Raw genomic sequence first — 22,453 nt, 5'->3', positions numbered from 1 at the left:
CAGACGAGACAAGACACCAGAGGTCCCGCCATGAACGACGACGCCCCGTACCCGCCGGACCGCACGGACGACGAGCTGGCCCGGCTCGACATCACCGTCCTGCTGCGTTACGGCCTCACCGCCGAGCCCGGCACCCGGCGCACCGCCCTGTTCGGCGACGGCGCCGCGGCCGCAGCTGTCATCCTCGACCGCCTCGACACCGAGCCGCGCTCGGTCGCCTTCCTCGCCGACACCGTGCGCGCCGGCGGGCTCGCCCACGCCGCGGAGCTGCCCGAGCCCCTGCCCCGCCGAGAGGCGGCCGTCGTGGTACGGGAGTGGCTGCGAGCCGGCACCGAACTCATGGGCGGAATCGCCGCCGACGACACCGCGGCCACCTGGCTGCGCGCCGTCGCGACCATTGTCGAACTGAAGCAGCTGACCCGGGCGCGGGACCGGAGTACGTGATCCGAGCTGCGTCACGAGCCGTCGGGTGGGTGCCGATCAAGCACCATGTCATCAGGTCCCAGGCGGCGATGGCGTTGTCGCTGCCACTGGTGAGGAGCACCAGCCGACCGTGCAGGCGGGCGACGGCGAGGGCCTCGATGCTTCCTGTGTGTCCGGCGCACGACATCTTCGGCGTCTCGGGGCGCGCCATGCTCGAAGCGCTGATCGCCGGTGAGCGCAGCGCACCTGCTCCCGACGGTGCGCAACGAGCGCCTCGGCCGAACCGCCGAGGCACGGGCCGGCCGGGGCGCGCCGCCCGGCGGCCACCACTACCTCCCCGGCGTGCTGCCTCGCACGACCGGCTCCGCGGGAAGCAGCAGCCCGCTCGCCGGGACGGCGGCGGGGTCCTCGACGGCGGTGATCAGCCGGTCGACGAGGACGTGGGCGAGGGCGGCCAGGGGCAGGCGCACGCTGGTGAGGGCGGGCTGGAGCAGCGTGCAGAGCGGGATGTCGTTGAAGCCGGTGACGGCGACGTCGCCGCCGACGGTGAGGTCTGCGGCGCGGACGGCCTGGTAGGCGGTCAGGGCGAGCCAGTCGCTTGCGCAGACCAGGGCGGTCGGGCGGTCGGGGCCGGTGAGCAGGCGCTGGACGGCGTGGGAGAGCGCGGCCGGGTCGTCGTCGGGGACGCCGACCTCGAAGGCGCCGTCGGGGGCGGCGGCCGCGGCCTGCAGGAAGCCGGCCCTGCGGTCGGCGAGCCAGGGCAGGGACGCGGCGGAGTTGAGGTAGCAGATCCGGCGGTGGCCCTGGTCGAGCAGGAGTCCGACCAGGGTGGCGGTGGCGGCGGTGGAGTCGATGTCCACCCAGTTCTGCGGGCGGCCGGGGGCCGTGCGGCCGAACGCTGCGAACGGGAAGCCGGCCTCCGTGAGCACGTCGACGCGGGGGTCGTCGTGGACGACGTCGGAGAGGACGAATCCGTCGACCTGGCGGGCCGCGATCAGGCCGTTGAAGGACTTGGCGACTGCTGCGACGCCCTGCTGAGGGCTGGAGCGGAACAGCAGGATGCGGTGGCCGACGGCGTCGGCGGCGGTCACCAGCGCCTGGAGGAAGCCGCCCATCAGGGGGTTGGGGTCGGCAGGGTTGTCAGCGGGGGCAGGATAGCCGATGACCTTACGAGTGCCGGTGCGCAGACTGCGGGCGGACTGGTCGGGCTGGTAACCGAGTTCGTCGATGGCGGCGGTGACCCGGGCGAGGGTGGTGGCGCGCAGCCGGTGGGGTGCGTTGAGGGCGTTCGAGACGGTCTGGCGGGAGACTCCGGCCGCGCGTGCGACGTCCTCGATGGTCACCTGTCGAGCGGTCATCGTTCCTCTGTGGTCGGCGGGCTGGGGGCGGCAGGTGGCCGCCCCCGGCCCCCGGTTGTCAGTGCTCGCGGGTCAGGGTGAGCAGGCCACCGGTCGGCACGGTCACCGGGTTCACCCCGGCGACGAGGTCGAGCACGATCTCTGACAGGATCTCACCACGGCAGTCCTGGACGCGGGCGAGGGCCCGTTCCGTTCGGGTGGCGGTCAGGAGCACCACGGGGTCGCCGTCCGCATTGGCGACGAGCAGGGTCTGCGGACCGTCCGCGGTGTGCCGGTCCGGGAGGGCGACGGGCAGCGGCGCGTAGCGTGCGACCACGGTGGTGTGGTGGTCGCGGGCGCGGACCAGGGGGTAGCCGAGGTCCGGTCGCACGGGTTCCAGGGCGCCGAGTTGGAGGACGTCGGCGTACCGGCGGAAGACACCGAGCCAGAAGCGCAGGGTGGCGAGCTGGTCGGGGCTCTGGGCGGCCAGGTCGACGGAGATCTGCGGCACCGAGAACAGGGCGTTGACGAGGTGGACGGCTACGGCCTCGGGCGTCTCGGCGGAGTTCCACATGATCATGTCGGCGTGGACGGCGAGCGGGCCCGCGGTGAGCCGGCAGTCGACGGTGCGCTGGCGGTTCTCGGCGGGGCTGAGCGGGCAGTCGGTGGCGCGGACCATGGTGGCGTACGGCCACAGCCCGGGGCTGACGTACGGCTGGCGGTGCTCGACGATCACGTCCGGCCGGGTGCGGCGCAGGCGGGCGTCGAGGTCGGCGAGCAGCTGGAGCACACCCTCGTGGACGGCGGTGCGGTCGGCACCGGCCGGGGCGGGCGGGGGGTCGGTGACGGCGAAGCGGTCGATGAAGTCGAGCTTCAGACCGTCCATGTCCCACTGCTCGACGGCGCGGGAGACCTTCTCGACCAGGTAGGCGCGGACCTCGGGGTGGCGGGGATCGAGCACGGCGGCGTCCAGGTGGGGCTCCTCGCGCAGGATCATGCCCTCGAAGCGGTCCCAGGCGTAGTTGCGTCGGCCGATGAACGGCAGTGCGTACCACAGGAGGTAGGCGAGGCCGAGCCGGTGGACCTCGGCGACGTGGGCCGCGGGGTCGGGGAAGGCCACCGGGTTGAGCTCCCAGTCGCCGCAGTGACCGTAGCCGCGGGCGCGGTCGGTGGTCTGCCAGCCGTCGTCGACGATGATGCTCTCGCAGCCGACTGCCGCGGCGAGGACGGCCTGGCGTTCGACGGCGGCGGTGTCGACGTTCTGGTGGAGGCTGTACCAGGTGGAGTAGGCGGGCATCCGGGCGGCGGGGGCGATGCCGGGGTGGTGCAGGCCCTCGGCCCACCAGGCGGTGACGGCCTGCAGCGTGGCGGCGAAGTGGCGGCCGCTGAGGTCGATCCGCAGCCGCAGCGGCGGCCTGTCCGGGGTGAGGTCCTGTTCGACGGTGAAGGCGAACTCGCCGCTCTCCTCCACCACTCCGGCGCCGACGCGCACAGGTGCGGAGGTCTCCCCGGCGGCGGCGGTGCACAGGGCGCGGTCGTCGGTGGCGACCAGGCTGGCGACGGGGGCGCCCAGGGCGAGCGAGACGGTCCGGGGGGCGATCCAGGACGGCGGCAGCCAGCGGGAGGCGTTGGTGTCCGGGGTCCAGTAGGCGGTGGCCCCGACGCAGGGGACCCGCCATTCGGCGCGGACGGTGGCCGCGGCCGCCGCCGTGACCTCGATCAGGGCCACGCCGTCGCCGACCGGTGTGACGGCGGTCTCCAGCCGGTCGCAGCCGAGCCCGGTGAGGTGGACGGTGAGCGGGGCGCCGGTGGAGTGGAGCAGGCCGGTGGCGAGCTGCCGGTGGCCGACGGTGTCGGGGGTGGCCCCGGCCGACGTGTTCGGGCGCCAGGCCGGGGCGGGCTGCTGCGGGGTGGCGTCCTGCGGGGCGGTGTCCGGCCCGGTGAGCGCCTGCGGGCTCTCGGTGCGCTCGCCGACGGGGCGTGGTTCGGTGGTCACGGTGGTCACTCCTTGGTGGCCCCGGCCAGCAGGCCCGAGATGAACTGGCGCTGCAGGACGAGGAAGAGAGCCATCACAGGGATGGCAGCGATGGCGGCGGCGAGCAGGACCTGCGCATAGTTGGTGGTCGACAGCCCCTGCAGGGTGGCGGTGGCCACGGGAAGCGTGTACATCTCGGGGCTGCGCAGGGCGATCAGCGGCCAGACGAACTGGTTCCAGCTACCGAGGAAGACGAACAGCGCGAGCGCCGCGATGACCGGCCGGTTGACCGGTATGACGATCCGCCACAGCACCCGCAGTTCGCCGGCGCCGTCGACGCGGGCCGCGTCCAGGAGTTCGTCGGGCATGGATCGCAGTGCCTGCCGCATCAAGAAGATGCCGAACGGGGTGACCAGACCGGGCAGGATGACGGACTGGTAGGAGTCGATCAGGCCCAGTTCCATCATCATCTGGGAGATCGGGATCAGCATCACTGTGTCGGGGATGACCAGGGTGCTGAGCAGCAGGACGAAGAACAGGTTGCGCCCGCGGAAGTCGAACTTGGCGAAGGCGTAGCCGGCCAGGACCGAGACGGCGACCGCGCCGACCGTCTGGACGCCCGCCACCAGCACGGTGTTGAGCAGGACGCGGGTGAGCCCGATGGACTCCTGGAGCCCGCGGAGGTTGTCCATGAGGTGGCCGCCGGGCAGCAGCTTCGGTGGCCAGGAGAACACGTCCTTGTCGTCCTGGGTGGCGGCGATGGCGAGCCAGTAGAACGGGCCGACGCAGAGCCCGAAGGCGCCCGCAAGCAGCAGGGTGAGCAGTGGGCCGCGCGAGGCCCTTGCCGCCCGAGGCGAGGCCGACGGTGATCTTGTCCCAGATGGCCGGGTTGCCGACGTCCTGGATGTCGACCTTGATGCCGGGGTTGTCCCGCTCGAAGGAGGGGACGACACCGCGCAGGGCCTCGGCCGCGGTGGTCCAGCTCCAGACGGTGATCTGACCGCTGTCGCCGTCGCCGCCGACGGCGTCGCTGCCCGATCCGTTGCTGCCGCAGGCGGCCAGGCCGAGTCCGGCGGCGGAGGCGGTGACGAGCTGGAGCAGCTGGCGGCGGCTCAGTTGGTGGGACATGTCGACTCCTGAGGGTGGGTCGAACGGTGGGTGAGGGTGTGCAGTGCCTCGGCAAGCAGGTCCGCTGCGGCGGCCGGGGTGGAGGTGTGGGGAGACAGCCGGATCCACTCGTCGCGCCGGGTGGTGATCAGGCCGGCCGCTTCGAGGGTGCGGTGGACGGTGGCGGGGTCGTGGCCGGGCAGGCGGAAGGTGCCGATACCGGCGCGCTCGTGGGGGCCGAGTCCGTCCAGCAGGACGTCGGCGCCGGCCCGCCGTGCGCGGTCGAGCAGGTCGGCGAGGGCGGTGCGGATACGGGCGCCGACGGCGGCCGGGCCGCCTTGGTCGAACAGGTCGTCGATGGCCGCGCCGATGGCCGCGGCGGCCGGGAAGTCCGGGTTGGTGGCGAGGTGGGCGGCGGCCCCGGGCAGCGGCGGCGCCGGATGCCGAGGCGCGAAGGGCTCCGCGACGCCGGCCCAGCCGCCGAGCCCGGGAGCCAGGCGCTCGGCGCACCGGTCGCGGATCAGCAGCAGCGCGGCTCCCCAGCCGGCCCGTAGCCACTTCTGGCCGCCGCTGACGAGGATGTCGGCGGCGTCCGCTTCGAGTGGTACGGCGCCCAGGCCCTGGATGGCGTCGACGATCAGGAGCCGGCCGGGCCCGAGGACCTCCTTGAGGGCGGCGAGCGGTGCCAGGTGGCCGGTGAGCGAGTCGACGGCGCTGACGGTGAGGGCGGTGACGTCGGGAGTGAGGTGGCGGCGCAGGAGGTCGGGGGTGATGTGCCGCTGCCCGGCCGGGTCGACGAGGCGGACGGCCGGGCCGCCGCGGCCGGCGAAGCGGAGCCAGGGGTAGAGGTTGGCGGGGAACTCACCGCGGGGTACCAGGACGGTACCGGGGCCGTCGAGTGCGGCAGCCACGGTGAACAGGCCGTTGCTGGTGGACGGGGCGAGGGCGATCTCGTGCGGACGGGCGTCGAGCAGCCGGGCCGCCGAGGTCCGGGCGGCGTCGCTGAGAGCGAACAGCCGGTCGAGGTCGGCGGGGTCGACGCGGGTGGCGAGCGCGGTGGCGGCGGCGAGCGCGGCGGCGGCCGGGTGGGAGAGCGGGCCGACCCTGGCGTAGTCGAGGTAGCCCACCATCGGACCGCGGGCGAGGGCCGGAACGGGGGCTGCTGGGGTGGCGGCTTCGGGTCCCCGGTATTCAATTTGATCGTTCAAAATTCGCCCTAACAGAGCCTGCTTTATGCACTTCCTGTGATTTGAAGGTTCACATTATGGAGATCAGGCCGACCCGGCAAGAGATTCGGCGCAACTGCTTTCCGGAGAGTCGGCTGGCCGGCCCCCGCGTGGGCGGGCGGGCGGCGAACGGGCAGCAGGCGGTTCGTCGGCCCGGGCTCCGCTTCGATGAGAGCCAAGCTCTGCCGTCCTGCGGGACTTCACTTCGATGACGCCGGATCGTCAGCCCGGGGGCGACCCCCAGCAGGGGCACGGCGACGGCGTACAGGAGCAATTGCGCGAGCTGTTGGTGGACGAGGTGTTCAGCAGCGACGAGGACGAGGAAAAACAGCTCGACCGAACGCTTCTCCTGGCCCGGTTGCGCAAGTGACAGCGGGTCTTCCGCGCAAACGACGCGGCTGCCCGCTGACCGCGCTTCATCACCGCACGGGGCAACCCGAAGACGCAACGGCTACGAGCGCAGCGCCGACAGGACTCGGCTGCGGAGAAGCTCATATTCCTCACGGAGCCGCATGATCTCCGCAGGACGTTCGATCACAACTCCGCCGACGACCATCTCGTCGGGGCCGAACTGCTCGCGTGTCAGGTCGACTTCGATCCCCATGCCCAGGCGGTTCCACCAGTGGTAGTCCACTCGTTCGCCGTTGACATGAACCTCGCCGCGGATCAACTCACCGCCCAGCAGATCGTGCACCACCAGTGCGGTGACACCGCACTGGTCGCGTGCCGGATTGTCCAGGGTCCAGTTCGGGCGGTGATTCGGCGTCGTGGTGTCCGCGCCCCAACCACCGCGAATGGCCTGCTCAAGGTCGTCGAAATTCCTCAGTGTCATGCCGCTCAGCCTCGCAGACACCTCTGACAATCACGCGCCTTGCACGGCTCCCCCGCAGCCTCACCCGAACCTGGACAGGGGACGGGCGATCCGGATTCCGCCTGTCATGGTGTCTCCATGACTCCCCCATGCGACTCCACGGCTGATGACGCCCTGAACAACACCCGACGATTTCCCCAGCAGTTCGCCCGCACACGCCGTTTCTCGCTCGGAGTGCCTCGACAGTTCACCATCTCACCGGACGGCGCCCGGGTGCTCTTCGTACGGAGCACGTCCGGTACGGATCAGGTGAGCCGGCTCTGGCTGTACGAGAACGGCGAGGAGCGGATGCTCGCCGATCCGCTCCGGACGGTCCACGGCGACGAGCCGTCCGGTGCGGTGCCATCGGAGGAGCTGGTCCGCCGCGAACGAGCCGGGGAGACCTCGTCGGGCGTCGTGTCCTACGCCACCGATGCACAGGTGCGGCTCGTCGCCTTCGCGCTGGGCGGCGAACTCTGGGTGGTACGAACGGACGGGGGCGCTCCGCGCCGAATCGTCACCGCCGGGCCGGTGGTCGATCCCCGGCCTTCGCCGGACGGCAATCTGATCGCGTACGTGTCCGGGGGCGCGCTGCGGATCGTGACGGCGGAGGGGAGGGACGACCGTGCGCTGGCCGCCCCGGACGGCGAGCAGGTGACCTACGGCCTGTCCGATCATGTATCGGCCGAGTCGATCGGACGCTCGCGCGGCCACTGGTGGTCGCCGCAGAACGATGCGCTTCTGGTGGCGCGGGTGGACACCTCGATGGTGCAGCGCCGGTACATCGGCGATCCGGCCCACCCGGAGCGACCGCCGCGCGAGATCGCATATCCGGCGGCGGGCACGGCGAACGCGGAAGTGTCGTTGCACCTCGTGCGGGTGTCCGGGGAACGGGTCGCGGTCCGGCTGCCCGCGGCAGCCGATGAGGAGCACCCCGAGGGGGTGTGGACGGACCGGTCGTTCGAGTACGTGGTGTCGGCGGCGTGGGACGGACACGGCCCGCTGGCCTCCGTACAGACGCGTGATCAGCGTTCGGTGCACGTCCTCGCTGTGGATCCCGCCACGGGAGAGGCACGAACCCTGAGCCGCGCCCATGACCGTGCGTGGGTTGCCCTGAGGCCGGGTACGCCGTTGCGGCTTTCGTCCGGGGCGCTCGTCGTTCCCGCGCAGCCGGGCGGCGACACCCAGGGGCTGAGTATCGACGACAGTCCGACACCACCGGGACTTGAGGTCCGTGAGGTGGTCGGCACCGCCGGTGACAGGGTGTTCTTCACCGCGAGCGAGGAACCGACCGAGATTCACGTCTGGTCCTGTGCGGCGGGCACCCTCGGGGACGGTCTGGACGGTCTCGTACGCGTCAGCGCGGCACCCGGTGTGCACACGGCGTCGGTCGGCGGCCCCACCGTGGTGCTGGACAGCAGGACCCCGGACGGTCATACGGTGACCGTGCTGCGCGACGGGGCACCGGTGGGACGGATCGCGGTCCTCGCCGAGACTCCGCTGGTCACCCCACGCCCCGCTGTGCTGAGCCTCGGGAAGCGTGAGCTGCGCGGCAGACTGTACCTGCCGTCGTGGCACCGGCCGGGCGACACCCCGCTGCCCGTACTGCTCAACCCGTACGCGGGCCATGGCATGCAGGTCGTCCTGAAGGTGCGTACCTGGTGGGTCGCGGTCGCCCAGTGGTTCGCCGAGCAAGGTTTCGCGGTGCTGGTCACAGATGGTCGCGGCACTCCGGGGCGTGGGGAGGCCTGGGAGAAATCGGTGTACGGAGACCGGCTGACGGCCGTTCTCGATGACCAGATCGACGCACTGCACTCGGCTGCCGCGCGGTATCCCGATCTGGACCTTGCGCGGGTCGCCATGCGCGGCTGGTCGTTCAGCGGGTATCTGGCGGCTGCCGCCGTTCTGCGTCACCCGGAGGTCTTCCACGCGGCGGTCGCCGGTGCTGCGCCGGCCGACCGACGGCTCTACGACACCCATTGGGAGGAACGGTTCCTCGGCCACCCGGAGGTACTTCCGGAGAACTACGAGCGCAGTTCACTGCTCTCGGAGGCATCCGGGCTGACGCGCCCGCTCATGCTGGTGCACGGACTTGCCGATGACAATGTGGCCGTCGCCCACATGCTGCGGTTCTCCGCCGCGCTCCTGGCCGCGGGCCGGTCGCACACGGTATTGCCGTTGTCCGGGTCCGGCCACCTGGTCACCCAGGAGGAGACGGCGAGCAATCTGTTGCTGCTGGAGCGGGACTTCCTCAAGAAGTCGCTGGGGTGTTGAACACGGGCCTCCCGCGTCACGTATACCCAGTCGGATACGGAACTCGAGAACACCGAAATCATGAACATCGAAGTCATGAACACAGCAGAAGGGAAAGCCGGTATGAGCGCATCGCAGGACCACGAGGTCCGTCCCGGGCGTCGGACCGTTGTCGCAGCGGTCGGGGCTGCCTCGGTGGCTGCCGTACTCACCGCGTGCGGCAACCAGAAGGAATCGGGCGGTTCGGATGCGGTCAAACCGGCCGATGGCGGAATGGCCGATGACAGAATGGACGGCGGCGGGGCCGCTCTGGCGAAGACCGCCGACATCCCGGTGGGCGGCGGGAAGGTCTTCGCCGACCAGGGCATCGTGGTGACGCAGCCCAAGGCCGGCGAGTTCAAGGCGTTCTCGTCGAAGTGCACCCACCAGGGATGCGCGGTGTCGAGCGTGTCGGACGGCGCCATCAACTGCCCGTGCCACGACAGCAAATTCGATGTGGCGACAGGAAGTGCGACAGTGGGTCCGGCCACTCAGCCGCTGCCCGCCATGCCGATCAAAGTCAAGGGCGACTCGATCACACTCGTGTCCTAGGGCCGACCCTGTTCCGCCGTACGGGCCCTGAACCGCCCTCGGCTCCGCCAGCAGCCGAGCACGTCATCGGTGGTCGTAATGGTGGCGACGAGGGCGAGTGTGTTGCGGATCATCGCGGGGGTGTAGTCGGCCGGCACCCCCGCGATGGCGTCGGACGGCACCACCGCCGTATAACCGAGATTCACCGCGTCGAATACGGCGTTGGGGATGGCGACATTGGCCGATACCCCGGTGACGACGAGCGTCCGGCAGCCGAGGTTGCGGAGCAGTGCGTCCACGTCCGTACCGGCAATGGGCGAGAGGCCGTGCAGCCTGCGCACGACGAGGTCCTCGTCCACCACCTCGATGGGCGCGGCGATGCGTACCGCCGTGGTGCCAGAGTGCTGTTGTACGGGCAACCGTCCGGCGGCCCGGAAGAGGCGGGCGTTGTTGTTGGCGCCCCGCCCGTCGGGGCGGCGTTCGGCCACCGCGTGCAGGACCTGGACCCCGGCCCCGTGGGCGGCTGCGACCAGCCGGGCGACGCGGTGGAGGGATCCGGAGGACCTGGCCTCCTCCGCCAGTTCGGGCAGCGCGCTGTCGAGGCCCACGACACCCTGCTGACATTCGACCGTCAAAAGCACGGTGGTGGTGGGATCGAGCTGCTCGGCAAGCTGTTCCTTCGACGGCACGGCTGCCCCCTTCGGCGGCGGATCGGGCGCGCGAGGTTAACCGCCATTGCATGACGAGGGAAGAGACCCCATGCTTTCTGACACAGCATCAGCTATCGGGAGGGGGCATCCCATGGCCGCCATTCAGCGACGGGGTCGTCGGATCATGATGACGGACGCGGAACGCGACACCTATCTCGCCGAGCAGCGCACCTGCCGGGTCGCCACCGTGTCCGCGGACGGCCGCCCGCACATCGGCGCCCTCTGGTTCACCTGGGACGGCACCTCGCTCTGGCTGTACTCGATCACCCGCAGCCTGCGCTGGTCCCAGCTGCGCAACGACCCGAGGATCGCGGTGGTCGTGGACGACGGGGTGGAGTACGCGGATCTGCGCGGCATCGAGCTGTCCGGCGAGGCCGCCCCTGTGGGCGAGGCGCCACGTACCGGTGAGCCCTGCCCCGAACTCGACCTGCCGGAACGACTGTTCGCGGCGAAGTACTTCGGGATGGACACCATGCCGCACGACGGCCGGCACGCCTGGCTTCGGCTCACCCCTCAGGCCATCACGTCCTGGGACTTCCGGAAGCTCGCAGGACCGTCCGCGCCCTGAGGACACTCTCTGCCCGTCCTACGCCGACGGCGCGTCCAGCTCCCGTCCGGCCATCCGCAGCGCCGCCACCGCCGCCCTGATCGACGGGCGCCGGTCCGCGTAAGTACGCCACACGGCATGGACGTGCCGCCGCATCTTCTGCCGTACGGGCACGAGCCGCACCCCGTCGGGCACCGGTCCTCGGCCCAGCCGAGGTGTAACACAGACCCCCATCCCTGCTGCGATCAGGGCGAGTTGGGTGTGATGCTCGCCCGCCAGATACGCAATGCGCGGTTCGATACCCTTCGAGCGCAGGGTAAACATCAGCCAGTCGTAGCAGAACTCACCCTCGGGCCAGGACACCCAGTCTTCGTCGGCGAACTCCTCCAGGTCCACCTCCGCCTGGTCGGCGAGCCGATGACCGGCCGGCATCGCGACGTCCGGTACGTCGTCCAGGAGTTCGGCCTTGGTCAGGCCGCCGGGCGCCGAGAGCCGCTTGTTGCTCCAGCCCGCAGGACGCTGGCGGGCGGCAGTTCCTCCACGCTCGCCCTGACCGGCAGCCAGCTCTTTCTCGGCACGGTGCAGATCGCCCTGGTGACCCCGCTGTTCACCTCGCCCCTGATGGATTCTCGCTGCTCCCGACCCTTGCCGTGGTCGCCCTGGGGGCGCTCGGCACGGGCCTCGCGGTGCTGATGCAGTACGGCCTGGTGGAGGAGGTCGGACCGACGACCGCGCAGATGGTCACCTACTTCATTCCGTTGATCGCCACCGCGGCCGGAGTCGTCGTGCTCGGTGAGCAGCTGAGCTGGAACACTCCGGTCGGCGCGCTCGTGGTCCTGGCAGGCGCCGCCCTCACCCAGAGCAGGGCGCGCAGCGGCAAGGCCAGGACCGAGACTCAGCCGTAGTTCAGCGGTTTCGCCGGTCCCGCCGCTGCCGCCACCGCATCTGCCAGCGGCCCGATATCGGCCCCCGTCAACGGCGAGACGGTGAGCCGGACCCCCTGGGGCGCGGTCATCCGGAACCGCGCCCCGGGCGCCACCGCCCAGCCCGCGTGCAGCAGCCGTGCCACCGCACCGGTCTCGTCACTGACCGGTACCCACACATTCATGCCACTGCGTCCGTGCGCCTCCACGCCCCGCTCCTCCAGCGCCTTCACGAGTGCGTCCCGCCGCTCTGCGTACGCCCCTGCCACCGCGCACGAATCGACGGCGCCCGAAGACCATAGGTGCACCACGGCCCGTTGCAGCAGTCTGCTGACCCAGCCGGGACCCAGCCGCTGCCGGCCCGACACCCGGTCGACCGTGACCGGGTCACCGGTCAGCACGGCGACCCGCAGATCCGGACCGTACGCCTTGGCCACGGACCGCACGAACGCCCACCGGTCCGTGGCGCCCGCCAGCGGGTAAAGCGGCAGATCGACGATGGCATGCCCGTGGTCGTCCTCGATCAGGAGGACGCCGCGGTGTCCGGCAAGAACGCCCCTCAGCTCGAAGGCACGCCCGGCGCTGATCGCGGCCCCGGTCGGATTCTGCGCGCGGTCGGTGACCACGAGCGCGCGGGCACCGGCGTTCAGCGCGTGCTCGACGGCATCGGGCAGCGGTCCCTCGTCGTCGAGCGCGACAGGCACTGGACGCAGCCCCAGCGCCGGTACGAGATCCAGCAAGCTGCCCCACCCCGGGTCCTCGATGGCCACCGCGTCACCGGGCTTGAGATGCGCGACCAGTACGCGCTCGATCGCATCCAGCGATCCGGAGGTCGCGACCACGGATCCGGCCGGCACTCCGTCGGCATCCAGCGCCGCGCGGGCGAGTGCGGCGAACTCCGCGTCCACCGGCGCCTGGCCGTACATTCCGGGCCGCTGCGCATACTCACCCGCGGCGGCCTCGAACGCCTCGCCCAACGCGGGCAGCAGCGCCGGATCGGGGTTCCCCTCCCCCAGATCCCGCACCCCGGGCGGCGCCTCGACCCGGAGCGAACCGCGCGCCGTACTCGCGGGCCGCGACCGCACCCTGCTGCCCCGGCGCCCGGCCGTTTCGATCACCCCGCGCTCGCGGAGCGTGCGGTAGGCAGCCGCCACCGTATTGGGATTCACCCCCAGCAGGTCCGCCAGCTCCCGCATGGGCGGCAGTACTTGTCCCGGCGCAAGCTCCCCCGAACCGACCCCGCGCTCCACACTGGCGGCAATTTCCGCTGCACGCCGCCCGATGATCCGATACTCTCCTAGCACAAACAAGATTATGCACTAGTGCAATGGAGTAGGCAATGTCGGACACCGTATCGCCGCAGACCACGGGCCCGGACGCCGCGGCCGGATACCAGCCGACCGAGCGCACCGTCCCGACCCGTTCCCGCGATCGCGCGGCGTACGACCGGGATCTGGTCCACTCGATACTCGATGAGGCGTACGTCTGCCATCTCGGCTTCGTCCGTGACGGCTCACCGGTCGTCCTGCCGACGCTCTTCGGCCGGGTCGGCGAGCGGCTCTACGTACACGGCTCGACCGGTTCCCGGCCGCTGCGGGAGGCCGGCCGGACCGATCCCGGCCTGCCCGTCTGCCTGACGGTGACGCATGTCGACGGGCTGGTGCTCGCCCGTTCCGCCTTCCACCATTCGATCAACTACCGCTCCGTGGTGGTCCACGGCATCGCGCGCACAGTCACCGACCCGCAGGAGCGACGGACCGCTCTCGACGCGATCGTCGACCACGTGGTGCCGGGCCGGTCCGCTGACGCGCGGCCCGCCGACGAGAAGGAGCTGGCCGCGACAGCGGTCATCCGCCTGGACCTCCAGGAGGTCTCCGCCAAGATCCGCACCGGCGGCCCCAACGACGACCCCCGCGACCTCGAGCTGCCCCACTGGGCGGGCGTCATCCCGCTCGCTCACGGCTATGCGGCGCCGCTCCCCTCGCACGACCTCGATCCCGCCATCGGGGTACCGGACTACATGGCCGCGCTCTGACCGTTCCTAACCAGCGTGCATGAGTGAGTCCTGGACCCACTGATGTGTTCTGGCCGCATCCCGAACGGTTTTGGATGCGCTGGGTTGCCGCTTTCTCGTCCCGTTCGGCGGCACGTCTCCGGGGGCGCGGTCCGTTGCGGGCGGGCGGGTTCTCTCTCGCCCCCGGTCACCTGGTCCGGCCTGGACGGTCCGATGCCCCGCACGATCACTCGGCAGCCCGGCCCGCGGACAACTCCCCCTCGGCAGCGACGCGGACTGTGCCCGGTCCCGCGACACGCCTCTCGCCCGCCCCTTCGACAGGCCCCTCACCCGATCCCGATGCGACGGGACCGGAGGGAGTCCGCGGCATTGTCGACTGGGCAATGAAGGCACCGATCAGCACCATGGAGCCGCCGATGAGCTGCGGCGCCGACAGGTGCTCGCCGAGCATCACCCAGGCGAGCACGGTGGCGATGACCGCCTCAAGACAGGCGACGACGCCCGCCACCGCAGGGGAGAGCAGCCGCACCGAGATCACCCCGGTGACATAGGCGACCACAGTCGCCATCAACACGACCCAGACGAGCAGCAGCCAGGCGGGTACCTCCGTACCGTCCATGCCCACGCTGCCGCCCAGGACCGACCAGTCCATGTTCCAGGGCCGTGCGACCACGGTGAGGACGACTGTGCCGATCAGCATCCCGTACGCGATGACACCGACCGGATGCGGCGGCTCGACGCCTTCCGCCCTGTCCGCGCTCCCCTGGTCCGACAGGACGAAGTAGCCGACCTGACAGCCGGCGGCACCGAGCGCGAGCAGCAGCCCGACCACGTCGAAGCTCAGCCCCGACCAGACCTCGACCACGCAAGCGAGTCCCCCGACGGCAAGGATCACACCGACCGCGGCCCTCCGGGAAACCGGTCGCCGCTGGACGAAGCTGACCCAGCCGAGGACGAGCGCGGGCGCCAGATACTCGACGAGGAGTGCGACACCGACGGGGATACGGGAGATCGCGGCGAAGTAGAAGGCCTGCACACCCGCAACGGCGAGCAGTCCGAACCCCAGCAGCAGGACCGGCCGACTGCGCACGAGGTCCCGGTGGCGCCAGGCGACGGGCAGCATGACCAGGGCGGCGCCCGCCACCCGTAGCCACACCACATGGAGCGGATCAAGTCCTGCCTCGATCAGTGGCTTGGCCGCCACCCCTGAACCACCGAATGCGAACGCCGAGACGAGGGCGAGTCCCAGGCTGGCGCTTCTCCCCTGAGACGCATACATCGGCACATCATGTCAGCTTCGGTCAGGAGCGTCACCCCGGTGACCCCTGACATGCACGGCGGGGCACTGCCGGAGGCCGACGCCCCAGGGGCGCGCGCCGCACCGCCATCACCACCCTGGCGGGCGTCACCATCGACCACCGGCGCCCGGGCCTCGACACCCTTCGCGACGCCCCCGCCGACCGCACCGGCACCCTGCTCCGCCCGACCTTCGAGGCCTGACCGAACCGCCGTGCTGAATCGGCTCCGGCACGTCAGGCCGTCAGCCCCCGGCACCTCGCCCCCCGGGGCCGGTCATCCCGACGATCCGGGCCGCAAGCCGCTCCGCGTCGACACCGGCCCGCTCCAGCACCTCGACAGCCCGGCACTCATGGTCCGAGGCCAGCGCCGCGAGCAGATCGAGCCCTCCGGCCCGCACGTCGCCGCGCAGATCCGCCCGCGCGCGGGCTTCGGCCATCGCCGAAGCGGCCGAGGGCGACCAACCCTCCGCCCCCGTGTCCCACACAGCGGAATCCGGGTCGCTGACGACCGGGACAGCGCCGGAGTCCTCCACCGAACCCTGCCAGCGGAGTCCGTATCCGATGCTGCGCTGGACGAGATAGCCGAGCACCTTGGCCAGTTGCGGTCCCCCCTCGAAGGCCGCCCGCACCTCAGGGTCCGACTCGACGAGGGAGTGCAGCAGATGCGCCGTGTCGATCTGCCGGTCGCCGTCGCGCAGTGCGCGCCTACGGGCACCCGTCACCACGGCGGCCAGCTCCACAGTGAGTCTGGCCTCGAACTCAGCACGGTTCGGTGCGGGCTGCCGAGGGATCCGTGGTGTCCTGTTTTGCACACCTCTTACCCCATCAGTCCCCCAGCGCCGGAGCATCCCCGGAGGGGCCCATTTAGGCATCCCACGCAAGTTGGGTGCACCAGAGCGATTTCTCCTCCCTACGGATGAGATCTCGCCATTGCGGGATCCGATCCGGAATAGCGGCGCGCGCCGCCTTGCGTCGCGCTCCCCGAGCAACCGGGAACCGCCACCCCGTATGTCCCACACCAGGCCACACCACCCATACGACAGCCGGAAGGAAGTCCGCGGACGTGTCCTGCTCGGTTGCCTTACCAGCGCTCGACGGGCGGGAGTACGTATACCGGGTCCACGCACCGGCGGACACACTGCGCGCCGACCTCTCCTGGGCCGCGTTCCACTGCCACGACGACGGCCCGCACCCGCGCACCTGCAACCCGTTCGACGCCGCACTGATCTGGCGGGCAGGCATTGCGCGCAGGTAGGCATAGAAGGAAACAGCCATCTGACGGTTCATCAGTATTGAATGTTCACGCCACTGCGGCTACGTTCCGCGACACCGTAACCCACCGAGAAGGGGTGGCCGCATGGCCGAAGTCAGTGCAGAAGCGCGCATCGAGGCACCAGCCGAGAAAGTCTGGGCCCAGCTGACGGACTTCACCGCGTACGGCCGGTGGAACGCCACCCACACCAGCTTCCCCAAGGGCGGCCCGGCAACACTCGAACTCGCGGCCACCTACGAGGAGAACATGAAGCTCATGGGTTTCCCCGCCGAGGTGACCTGGACGGTGGCGGAGCTGGAGACCGCGCGCCTGCTGGTCACCAAGGGCAAGGGACCGATGGGCGTCAACCTGGGCATGCGCTACTCGCTGACCCCCGACGGGGATGCGACCACGGTACGGATCGACGGGGAGTTCACCGGCGCCGCGGTCTCCCTGATGGCGGGCAAGCTGAAGGACTCGGCGACCGCCGCGCTCGTCGAGTCGCTGCGCAGACTGGGCGGGCTCGTCTCCTGACGGCCACCGGACCGACGGGAAGGGCCCCGCGGCTCGGCCGCGAGGCCCTTGGCACCCTGCCCACGAGCTCAGCGCTCGTCGGCAAGGATCAGATAGAGCTTCTTACGGGCGCCATTGATGACGGTGAGCGCCTTCTGACGCTGGTCGGCCGAGCCGGTCTTCCAGACCTGGCCGAACGCCTCCATCAGACCGAAGCCGGCCTGCCGGATCTCATTGACGCTCTCCCAGTCGACTCCGCGCCCGGCTTCCTCCCAGGGGGCGTCGGGACCCGACTCCGCCTCGGCGCGGCCGACGTCGGTGAGCGTGAACAGCTTCTTGCCGCCCTCGCTCGCGCTGACGATCAGGCCCTCGTCCTCAAGCAGTTGGAGGGTCGGGTAGACCGAGCCCGGACTGGGCCGCCAGGCCCCGCCGCTGCGCTCGCCGATCTCCTGAATCATCTCGTACCCATGCATCGGCCGGTCCTTCAGCAGCGCCAGGATCGACGCACGCACGTCACCGCGGCGCGCCCTCCCCCGGCCACCACCCCGGCCGCGGCCGCCGAACGGGCCGCCGCCGAACGGCGGACCGAACTGCCCGAAGGCCGCCCGCCGCCCCTCGAAGTCGCCCCGACCTTGATGACCGGGCCCGCAGTGCCCATGTCCGTGCCCGTGCTCATGGCCGTGTCCATGTGAACGCATCGCTACGCTCCTCGCATCGTTGATCTGTCGCGATGCATCAACGATATATCGGAACAGCTCGCTGGACAAACACCTTGGCCGGCCGCTGTTGACCCGTGCCAGGGAACGTTGATCGACTGCCAGCGAAGGGTGATCGACTAACTTCCGTGTCAGTCAGGGATGACTACATGCTGGTCTGTGTCAGTGGAGGGTGACTGTTCGCCGTCATTCAATCGAGGCGTTTGACAGCGAACCCAGTCGTTCAGGCTTCCTTGTCAGCGAACCTGGTCGCTCTGCGGCTCGATGCCTTTGATCCTGGTCGGAGTTCCGTCCGGGGCGAACGAATGGTGGAAGGTGAAGGCGTGCGGTGCGGAACCGTGGTCGTGGAGGTGCTCCAGCCTGGAAACCCCGTCCTGCCAGGTGGGAAGCATCACCAGCTTGGCTTCGCTCTCCAGATGTGCACAGTGCGGTACGTGGGGACGTTCCTGGGCGAGGACCCGCTGGATGTGCCGTGGCCTGTGGTCGAGCACCTGGCCGAGCAGTTGGGTATCGAGGACCCGTCGTGTGTGAAGCGGTACACGGAGCGGCGGCAGACGGTGTACGACCACGCGTGGGAGATCCGCGACGCGTACGGCTACCACCCGTACGAGGACCATGAGATGGGGCGGAAGTTTAGGGCGTTCCTGCACGGGCGGGCATGGACGGCGCACGCGGAGGGGCCGAAGGCCCTGTTCGACCACGCGGTGGGTTGGCTGCGCCGGAACCGGGTGCTGCTGCCGGGTGTCTCGGTGCTGGCGCGGGAGGTGGCGGAGGTCCGCGGAACCGCGGAGAAGCGGCTGCACACCACGGTCGCGAAGGCCGCTTGGCGGGCTGACCCGTCCCTGGCAGGGGACCTGGTGGCGCTGCTGAAGACGCCGGAGGGAAAGCGGTACTCGTACCTGGAGCAGCTGCGCCAGCCGCCGACGCGGACCACGGGCACCGCGATGAAGAACGCGCTCCAGCGGGTGGATGAGATCGCCGCGTACCGGCTGGGGCGGGTGAAGCTGAACAAGGTCCCGCCGAACCGGCTGTCGGCGCTGGCCCGGTACGGGTTGGGCACGAAGGCGGCGAAGCTGGAGCGGGCCTCGGAGCCGAAGCACACGGCGATGCTCACCGCGGTGATGCGGCACCTGGAGGCCAAGGCGATCGACGACGCGCTGGACCTGTTCGAGATCCTGATGGCGACCAGGCTGATCAGCACGACGAAGCGGGCCACGGACAAGGAACGCCTGTCCACGCTGCCGCAGCTGGAGAAGGCGGCCAGGATCACGGCCAGGCTCTCGAAGGTGGTCATCGAGGAGCTGGAGGTGCTGGAGGAGACCGGCTGCGATCCGGATCGTGCCGCGCTGTGGCGGGCGCCCTGGAGGAGATCGCGCCGCGGGCGTGCTGTCCAGTGCGGCGGCCACGGTGGTGAGCCTGGTCCCGGAGGATGACGACTCGGCGGAGATCGCCTTGCGTAACGCGCTGGCGCTGCGCTACAACGCCGTCAAGCCGTTCCTGGCCCTGCTTGGCGGAACCTCGGCGCTGGGGGCCGCGGCTGGCGGCAAGCGGGTGCTGGCGGGGGTGAAGCGGCTGCCCGCCCTGGCGAGGCGCCGGGTGTCGGAGAAGCCGCTGCTGCCGCGCGAGATCGACGACAAGCTGGTGCCGCCGGTGTGGCGCAAGGCGGTGTTCGCCAACGCCGAGCTGCCGGAGGGGGCGGTGGACCGCGACGCGTACGTGGTGTGCGTGCTGGAGCAGCTCTTCCGCGCCCTGAAGCGCCGGGACATCTTCGCCTCCCCCTCGCACCGCTGGTCCAACCCGCGCGCCCGGCTGCTGGACGGCAAGGAGTGGGAGGCCGTACGCGACAACGTCCTGGCGGGCCTGAGCCTGGACGCGGACGCCGAGCAGCACCTGAAGGGCCTGGTCGCCGTGCTGGACGCCGCGTGGATGCAGATGGCCGAGCGCCTGGAGGAGGCCGGCACAGACGCGAAGATCAGCATTGAGGTGCAGCCCAACGGGCGGGCGAAGCTGAACGTCGAGAAGCTCCACGCGCTCGGTGAGCCGAAGTCGCTTGCCTGGCTGCGCAAGCGGGTCGAGAAGATGCTCCCGAAGATCGACCTGCCGGACCTGCTGTTCGAGGTGCACGCCTGGACCGGCTTCCTGGACGCCTTCGTGCACCTGGGCGACGGCAAGACCCGCATGAAGGACCTGGCGACCTCAGTGGTGGCCCTGCTCGTGAGCGAGAGCTGCAACATCGGGATGACCCCGGACATACCGCGAAGCCTGTCTGGCAGGCCCAGGTCAACCCGGGGATCGAGGCGCTCACCCGCTCCCGCCTGGTCCACGTCGACCAGTACTACCTGCGCGCGGACACCATCGCCGCGGCCAACGCGGCGCTGATCGAGGCCCAGGCGAAGGTGCCGATCGTCAAGTTCTGGGGCAACGGACTGCTTGCCTCCGTCGAAGGCCTGCGCTTCGTCGTCCCCGTCCGTACCATCAACGCCGCGCCCTCGCCGAAGTACTTCGCAAAGAAGAAGGGCATCACCTGGCTCAACGCCATCAATGACCAGGTGATCGGGATCGGGCAGATGGTGGTGCCCGGTACCCCGCGCGACTCGCTGTTCATTCTGGACGCGCTGCTGAACCTGGACGGCGGGGTGAAGCCGGAGATGGTCGCCACGGACAACGCCTCCTATTCGGACATGGTGTTCGGCATCTTCAAGATGCTCGGTTACGGCTTCTCCCCGCGTTTCAAGGACCTCGAAGACCAGCGGTTCTGGAAGGCCCAGATGCCCGGCGGCGAAGCCCTGGGCAACTACGGGCCGCTGGAGGCCATCGCCCGCAACAGGGTGAACGTGAAGAAGGTGCTCACCGCGTGGCCGGACATGCTGCGGGTGGCCGGCTCCCTGGTCACCAACCAGGTCCGGGCGTATGACCTGCTGCGGATGTTCGGCCGTGAGGGCCACCCCACCCCGCTGGGTCAGGCGTTCGCCGAGTACGGACGCATCGCCAAGACCCTGCACCTGCTCGCCGTCGTCGACCCCATGGACGACACCTACCGCCGCCAGATGCACAGGCAGCTCACCGTCCAGGAGTCCCGGCACAAGCTCGCCCGCGACATCTGCCACGGCAGGCCCCGGCCCTCGTTTGTCATCCGCACCTCATCCTCGACGGACACCCGGTAGTACGCCCTACTTCGGCGGCTGGAAGCCGCCGATCTTGTGCTCGAGCAGTTCGGCCAGCCGCAGCGGGGTGCGGTCCTCGAACATCGGGCCGATGAGCTGCACTCCCACCGGCAGGCCCTCGGGGGACCGGCCCGCTGGTATGGCGGTGGCGGGCAGGCCGGGCATGGTGGCCAGACCGGCCCAGACGAGCTGGTCGAAGTACGGGTACTCGACGCCGTCGATGTCGATCCGGCGTTCCAGCGGATTGGGGTTGTGGTCGTGCGGGAACGCGGGAGTCGGCGTGATTGGACACACCACGGCGTCGAACTCGGCGAAGAGCTGCCGCCAGCCGTGACGGTGGAGCTCGCGACGGCTGTTCGCCTCGATCCAGTCGCGGTGGCTCAACACCATCCCGCGCAGCAGCGCCGCATCCAGACTCTGGTCGTCTGCGCTCAGTCCGGCGGCGCGGTTCCGCAGCTGCTCGTAGGAGTCGACGGGAAAACGTGCGACAGAGCCCGAAAACAGCGACTGCCTGTAAAGCATGGCGGCTTCGGTCAGATCGGGCAGCAGCGGAGTGTGCCGTTCGACGCGGGCGCCGCCGTCGGCAAGCGAGTCGACCACCCGGTTCACGCCCGCCCGCACGGCGGACCCGGTCGGAATGAGCGGATGCTCCTCGAGCACCAAGACCCGGAAGTCGCCGAGCCGCTCGTGGCGCGCGGGCGGCAGCGTCACGTCGTACGCCACACCGTGCGTCAGCGGGTCCGGTCCGGCCATGACATCGAGCAGGAGCGTGAGGTCGCGGGCGGTGCGCGCCATCGGACCGACGACGGCAAGGTCGAGGTCGACCGGCAATGGCGGTGCCGGCGGCGCGACCATGCCGCGGGTTGCCGCCAGTCCGAGTGTCGGCTTGTGCGCGTAGATGCCGCAGAAATGCGCGGGGGTACGCAACGAGCCGGCGAGGTCGGAGCCGATGGACAGCGCGCCGAACCCGGAAGCCAGGGCCGCCGCTGATCCGCCCGAGGACCCACCCGACGTGCGACCGTGATCCCACGGGTTGTTGGTGGTGCCGTAGATCTCGTTGAAGCTCTGGATATCTTGCAGCCCCACCGGCACATTGGTCTTACCGAGCACCACCGCGCCCGCGGCCTTGAGCCGCGACACCTGGACCGCGTCCTCGGTCGGCATAAAGTTCGCCTGCGGCGGCATGCCCCAGGTCGTGGGCAGCCCGGCGATGTTGTAGGACTCTTTGACCGTCACCGGAATACCCAGCAGCGGCCGGTCCTCGCCGCGGGCGCGCGCCTGGTCGGCACGGCGCGCGGCGGCCCGCGCACGGTCGAAGTCCGGCACGCAGATCGCGTTGATCACCTTGTCGTCCCGCTCGATACGAGCGATTGCCTCGTCGGTCAGCTCCACCGATGTCACTTCACCGGCACGCAAGGCGGCCGCGAGTTCTTCTGCAGTCTGAAAGTTCCACTCCATGAATCCGACCGTACTGACCTCTGCTAGAGGTCATAGAATGCCGATTCGCACAACGGGATAGATGTCTCAACTCATCATGTTGCTCTCTGGCCACTGAAAATTCGCCCGACCGCTGGC

The 22,453-nt window shown here is 70.3% G+C and carries 20 protein-coding genes and 4 pseudogenes; 11 read left to right on the top strand and 13 right to left on the bottom strand.

Annotated features, from left to right (window positions below; genetic code table 11):
• The first annotated feature begins 30 nt into the window (after positions 1–30).
• On the top strand, positions 31–444 hold the full coding sequence (locus tag ACZ3IC_RS29815; RefSeq protein ID WP_467421176.1) for a hypothetical protein: 414 nt from the start codon (positions 31–33) through the stop codon (positions 442–444).
• Between the two features lie 308 nt (positions 445–752).
• Here the strand turns inward: ACZ3IC_RS29815 and ACZ3IC_RS29810 are convergent, their stop codons facing one another.
• From ACZ3IC_RS29810 to ACZ3IC_RS29800, 3 genes are read right to left on the bottom strand one after another with little or no spacing between them, the layout of a single operon-like run.
• Positions 753–1,781: a LacI family DNA-binding transcriptional regulator gene (locus ACZ3IC_RS29810; RefSeq protein ID WP_467421175.1), complete on the bottom strand. Its 1,029-nt coding sequence runs from the start codon at positions 1,779–1,781 to the stop codon at positions 753–755.
• Between the two features lie 58 nt (positions 1,782–1,839).
• The gene (locus tag ACZ3IC_RS29805; RefSeq protein WP_467421174.1) at positions 1,840–3,756 is read right to left on the bottom strand and encodes a glycoside hydrolase family 36 protein; all 1,917 of its coding nucleotides are present in this window, start codon (positions 3,754–3,756) and stop codon (positions 1,840–1,842) included.
• A 5-nt stretch (positions 3,757–3,761) separates the two neighbouring features.
• A complete protein-coding gene (locus ACZ3IC_RS29800; protein WP_467421172.1) occupies positions 3,762–4,469 on the bottom strand; it encodes a carbohydrate ABC transporter permease in 708 nt (235 codons plus the stop codon).
• Positions 4,470–4,551: 82 nt separating this feature from the next.
• Here ACZ3IC_RS29800 and ACZ3IC_RS29795 point away from each other — a divergent pair, with 82 nt between their 5' ends.
• Complete coding sequence (locus ACZ3IC_RS29795) at positions 4,552–4,875, top strand: hypothetical protein (protein WP_467421171.1); 324 nt, start codon at positions 4,552–4,554, stop codon at positions 4,873–4,875.
• Here ACZ3IC_RS29795 and ACZ3IC_RS29790 read toward each other — a convergent pair.
• Positions 4,848–6,050, bottom strand: coding sequence for an aminotransferase class V-fold PLP-dependent enzyme (locus ACZ3IC_RS29790; RefSeq protein ID WP_467421169.1), 1,203 nt, complete (start codon positions 6,048–6,050; stop codon positions 4,848–4,850). The two genes, ACZ3IC_RS29795 and ACZ3IC_RS29790, sit on opposite strands and share 28 nt — an antisense overlap.
• Before the next feature lie 226 nt (positions 6,051–6,276).
• Between ACZ3IC_RS29790 and ACZ3IC_RS29785 the strand changes: the two genes are divergently transcribed.
• Positions 6,277–6,438, top strand: a complete 162-nt coding sequence (locus ACZ3IC_RS29785) for a hypothetical protein (protein ID WP_467421166.1) — start codon at positions 6,277–6,279, stop codon at positions 6,436–6,438.
• A gap of 81 nt (positions 6,439–6,519) precedes the next feature.
• Here the strand turns inward: ACZ3IC_RS29785 and ACZ3IC_RS29780 are convergent, their stop codons facing one another.
• On the bottom strand, positions 6,520–6,900 hold the full coding sequence (locus ACZ3IC_RS29780; protein WP_467421164.1) for a YunG family protein: 381 nt from the start codon (positions 6,898–6,900) through the stop codon (positions 6,520–6,522).
• A 117-nt stretch (positions 6,901–7,017) separates the two neighbouring features.
• Between ACZ3IC_RS29780 and ACZ3IC_RS29775 the strand changes: the two genes are divergently transcribed.
• The gene (locus ACZ3IC_RS29775) at positions 7,018–9,192 is read left to right on the top strand and encodes a S9 family peptidase (protein WP_467421162.1); all 2,175 of its coding nucleotides are present in this window, start codon (positions 7,018–7,020) and stop codon (positions 9,190–9,192) included.
• A 102-nt stretch (positions 9,193–9,294) separates the two neighbouring features.
• Positions 9,295–9,762: a Rieske (2Fe-2S) protein gene (locus tag ACZ3IC_RS29770; RefSeq protein WP_467421159.1), complete on the top strand. Its 468-nt coding sequence runs from the start codon at positions 9,295–9,297 to the stop codon at positions 9,760–9,762.
• Here the strand turns inward: ACZ3IC_RS29770 and ACZ3IC_RS29765 are convergent.
• Positions 9,759–10,430 carry a cysteine hydrolase family protein gene (locus ACZ3IC_RS29765; RefSeq protein WP_467421157.1) on the bottom strand — a complete coding sequence of 224 codons (672 nt, stop codon included), beginning with the start codon at positions 10,428–10,430 and terminating at the stop codon, positions 9,759–9,761. The genes ACZ3IC_RS29770 and ACZ3IC_RS29765 overlap by 4 nt on opposite strands.
• Before the next feature lie 112 nt (positions 10,431–10,542).
• On the opposite strand from ACZ3IC_RS29765, the gene ACZ3IC_RS29760 reads away from it, so the two are divergent.
• On the top strand, positions 10,543–11,019 hold the full coding sequence (locus ACZ3IC_RS29760; protein ID WP_467421155.1) for a pyridoxamine 5'-phosphate oxidase family protein: 477 nt from the start codon (positions 10,543–10,545) through the stop codon (positions 11,017–11,019).
• Positions 11,020–11,037: 18 nt separating this feature from the next.
• Here ACZ3IC_RS29760 and ACZ3IC_RS29755 read toward each other — a convergent pair.
• Positions 11,038–11,505: pseudogene (locus ACZ3IC_RS29755) on the bottom strand (LysR substrate-binding domain-containing protein); the annotation flags it as partial.
• 3 nt (positions 11,506–11,508) lie between these two features.
• On the opposite strand from ACZ3IC_RS29755, the pseudogene ACZ3IC_RS29750 reads away from it, so the two are divergent.
• Positions 11,509–11,903, top strand: a pseudogene (locus ACZ3IC_RS29750) (EamA family transporter); the annotation flags it as partial.
• Here ACZ3IC_RS29750 and ACZ3IC_RS29745 read toward each other — a convergent pair.
• A complete protein-coding gene (locus ACZ3IC_RS29745) occupies positions 11,894–13,225 on the bottom strand; it encodes an aminotransferase class I/II-fold pyridoxal phosphate-dependent enzyme (protein WP_467421152.1) in 1,332 nt (443 codons plus the stop codon). The pseudogene ACZ3IC_RS29750 and the gene ACZ3IC_RS29745 overlap by 10 nt on opposite strands.
• Positions 13,226–13,260: 35 nt before the next feature.
• On the opposite strand from ACZ3IC_RS29745, the gene ACZ3IC_RS29740 reads away from it, so the two are divergent.
• Positions 13,261–13,956, top strand: coding sequence for a pyridoxamine 5'-phosphate oxidase family protein (locus tag ACZ3IC_RS29740; protein WP_467421151.1), 696 nt, complete (start codon positions 13,261–13,263; stop codon positions 13,954–13,956).
• A 205-nt stretch (positions 13,957–14,161) separates the two neighbouring features.
• Here ACZ3IC_RS29740 and ACZ3IC_RS29735 read toward each other — a convergent pair whose 3' ends face one another.
• Together ACZ3IC_RS29735 and ACZ3IC_RS29730 are read right to left on the bottom strand one after the other, a co-directional pair.
• Positions 14,162–15,214: an EamA family transporter gene (locus ACZ3IC_RS29735; protein WP_467421148.1), complete on the bottom strand. Its 1,053-nt coding sequence runs from the start codon at positions 15,212–15,214 to the stop codon at positions 14,162–14,164.
• A 261-nt stretch (positions 15,215–15,475) separates the two neighbouring features.
• Entirely contained in the window at positions 15,476–16,045 is a 570-nt protein-coding gene (locus ACZ3IC_RS29730) for a peptidase (protein WP_467421146.1), read from the bottom strand.
• Between the two features lie 251 nt (positions 16,046–16,296).
• On the opposite strand from ACZ3IC_RS29730, the gene ACZ3IC_RS29725 reads away from it, so the two are divergent.
• Both ACZ3IC_RS29725 and ACZ3IC_RS29720 read left to right on the top strand, forming a co-directional pair.
• Entirely contained in the window at positions 16,297–16,488 is a 192-nt protein-coding gene (locus ACZ3IC_RS29725; protein ID WP_467421144.1) for a hypothetical protein, read from the top strand.
• 102 nt (positions 16,489–16,590) lie between these two features.
• Complete coding sequence (locus ACZ3IC_RS29720) at positions 16,591–17,019, top strand: type II toxin-antitoxin system Rv0910 family toxin (protein ID WP_467421142.1); 429 nt, start codon at positions 16,591–16,593, stop codon at positions 17,017–17,019.
• A gap of 68 nt (positions 17,020–17,087) precedes the next feature.
• Here the strand turns inward: ACZ3IC_RS29720 and ACZ3IC_RS29715 are convergent, their stop codons facing one another.
• Positions 17,088–17,696: a PadR family transcriptional regulator gene (locus tag ACZ3IC_RS29715; RefSeq protein ID WP_467421140.1), complete on the bottom strand. Its 609-nt coding sequence runs from the start codon at positions 17,694–17,696 to the stop codon at positions 17,088–17,090.
• Between the two features lie 254 nt (positions 17,697–17,950).
• Positions 17,951–18,106: pseudogene (locus ACZ3IC_RS29710) on the bottom strand (DUF3291 domain-containing protein); the annotation flags it as partial.
• Between ACZ3IC_RS29710 and ACZ3IC_RS29705 the strand changes: the two are divergent.
• Positions 18,101–20,827: pseudogene (locus tag ACZ3IC_RS29705) on the top strand (Tn3 family transposase); the annotation flags it as partial. The pseudogenes ACZ3IC_RS29710 and ACZ3IC_RS29705 sit on opposite strands and share 6 nt — an antisense overlap.
• Positions 20,828–20,884: 57 nt before the next feature.
• Here ACZ3IC_RS29705 and ACZ3IC_RS29700 read toward each other — a convergent pair.
• Positions 20,885–22,336, bottom strand: a complete 1,452-nt coding sequence (locus tag ACZ3IC_RS29700; protein WP_467421139.1) for an amidase — start codon at positions 22,334–22,336, stop codon at positions 20,885–20,887.
• Between the last annotated feature and the right edge of the window lie 117 nt (positions 22,337–22,453).

It is taken from the genome of Streptomyces sp. NPDC002958, assembly GCF_055563255.1.
Note: the sequence above shows the minus strand (reverse complement) of the source record. Positions and strands in the feature narration are given on the sequence as shown.

What these genes read in the sequence shown, in the direction of transcription:
- ACZ3IC_RS29815 (WP_467421176.1), top strand. Translation starts at nt 31, where the DNA reads ATGAACGACGACGCCCCGTACCCGCCGGACCGCACGGACGACGAGCTG.
- ACZ3IC_RS29810 (WP_467421175.1), bottom strand. Translation starts at nt 1,781, where the DNA reads ATGACCGCTCGACAGGTGACCATCGAGGACGTCGCACGCGCGGCCGGA.
- ACZ3IC_RS29785 (WP_467421166.1), top strand. Translation starts at nt 6,277, where the DNA reads ATGACGCCGGATCGTCAGCCCGGGGGCGACCCCCAGCAGGGGCACGGC.
- ACZ3IC_RS29780 (WP_467421164.1), bottom strand. Translation starts at nt 6,900, where the DNA reads ATGACACTGAGGAATTTCGACGACCTTGAGCAGGCCATTCGCGGTGGT.
- ACZ3IC_RS29775 (WP_467421162.1), top strand. Translation starts at nt 7,018, where the DNA reads ATGACTCCCCCATGCGACTCCACGGCTGATGACGCCCTGAACAACACC.
- ACZ3IC_RS29770 (WP_467421159.1), top strand. Translation starts at nt 9,295, where the DNA reads ATGAGCGCATCGCAGGACCACGAGGTCCGTCCCGGGCGTCGGACCGTT.
- ACZ3IC_RS29760 (WP_467421155.1), top strand. Translation starts at nt 10,543, where the DNA reads ATGGCCGCCATTCAGCGACGGGGTCGTCGGATCATGATGACGGACGCG.
- ACZ3IC_RS29740 (WP_467421151.1), top strand. Translation starts at nt 13,261, where the DNA reads ATGTCGGACACCGTATCGCCGCAGACCACGGGCCCGGACGCCGCGGCC.
- ACZ3IC_RS29735 (WP_467421148.1), bottom strand. Translation starts at nt 15,214, where the DNA reads ATGTATGCGTCTCAGGGGAGAAGCGCCAGCCTGGGACTCGCCCTCGTC.
- ACZ3IC_RS29720 (WP_467421142.1), top strand. Translation starts at nt 16,591, where the DNA reads ATGGCCGAAGTCAGTGCAGAAGCGCGCATCGAGGCACCAGCCGAGAAA.
- ACZ3IC_RS29715 (WP_467421140.1), bottom strand. Translation starts at nt 17,696, where the DNA reads ATGCGTTCACATGGACACGGCCATGAGCACGGGCACGGACATGGGCAC.
- ACZ3IC_RS29700 (WP_467421139.1), bottom strand. Translation starts at nt 22,336, where the DNA reads ATGGAGTGGAACTTTCAGACTGCAGAAGAACTCGCGGCCGCCTTGCGT.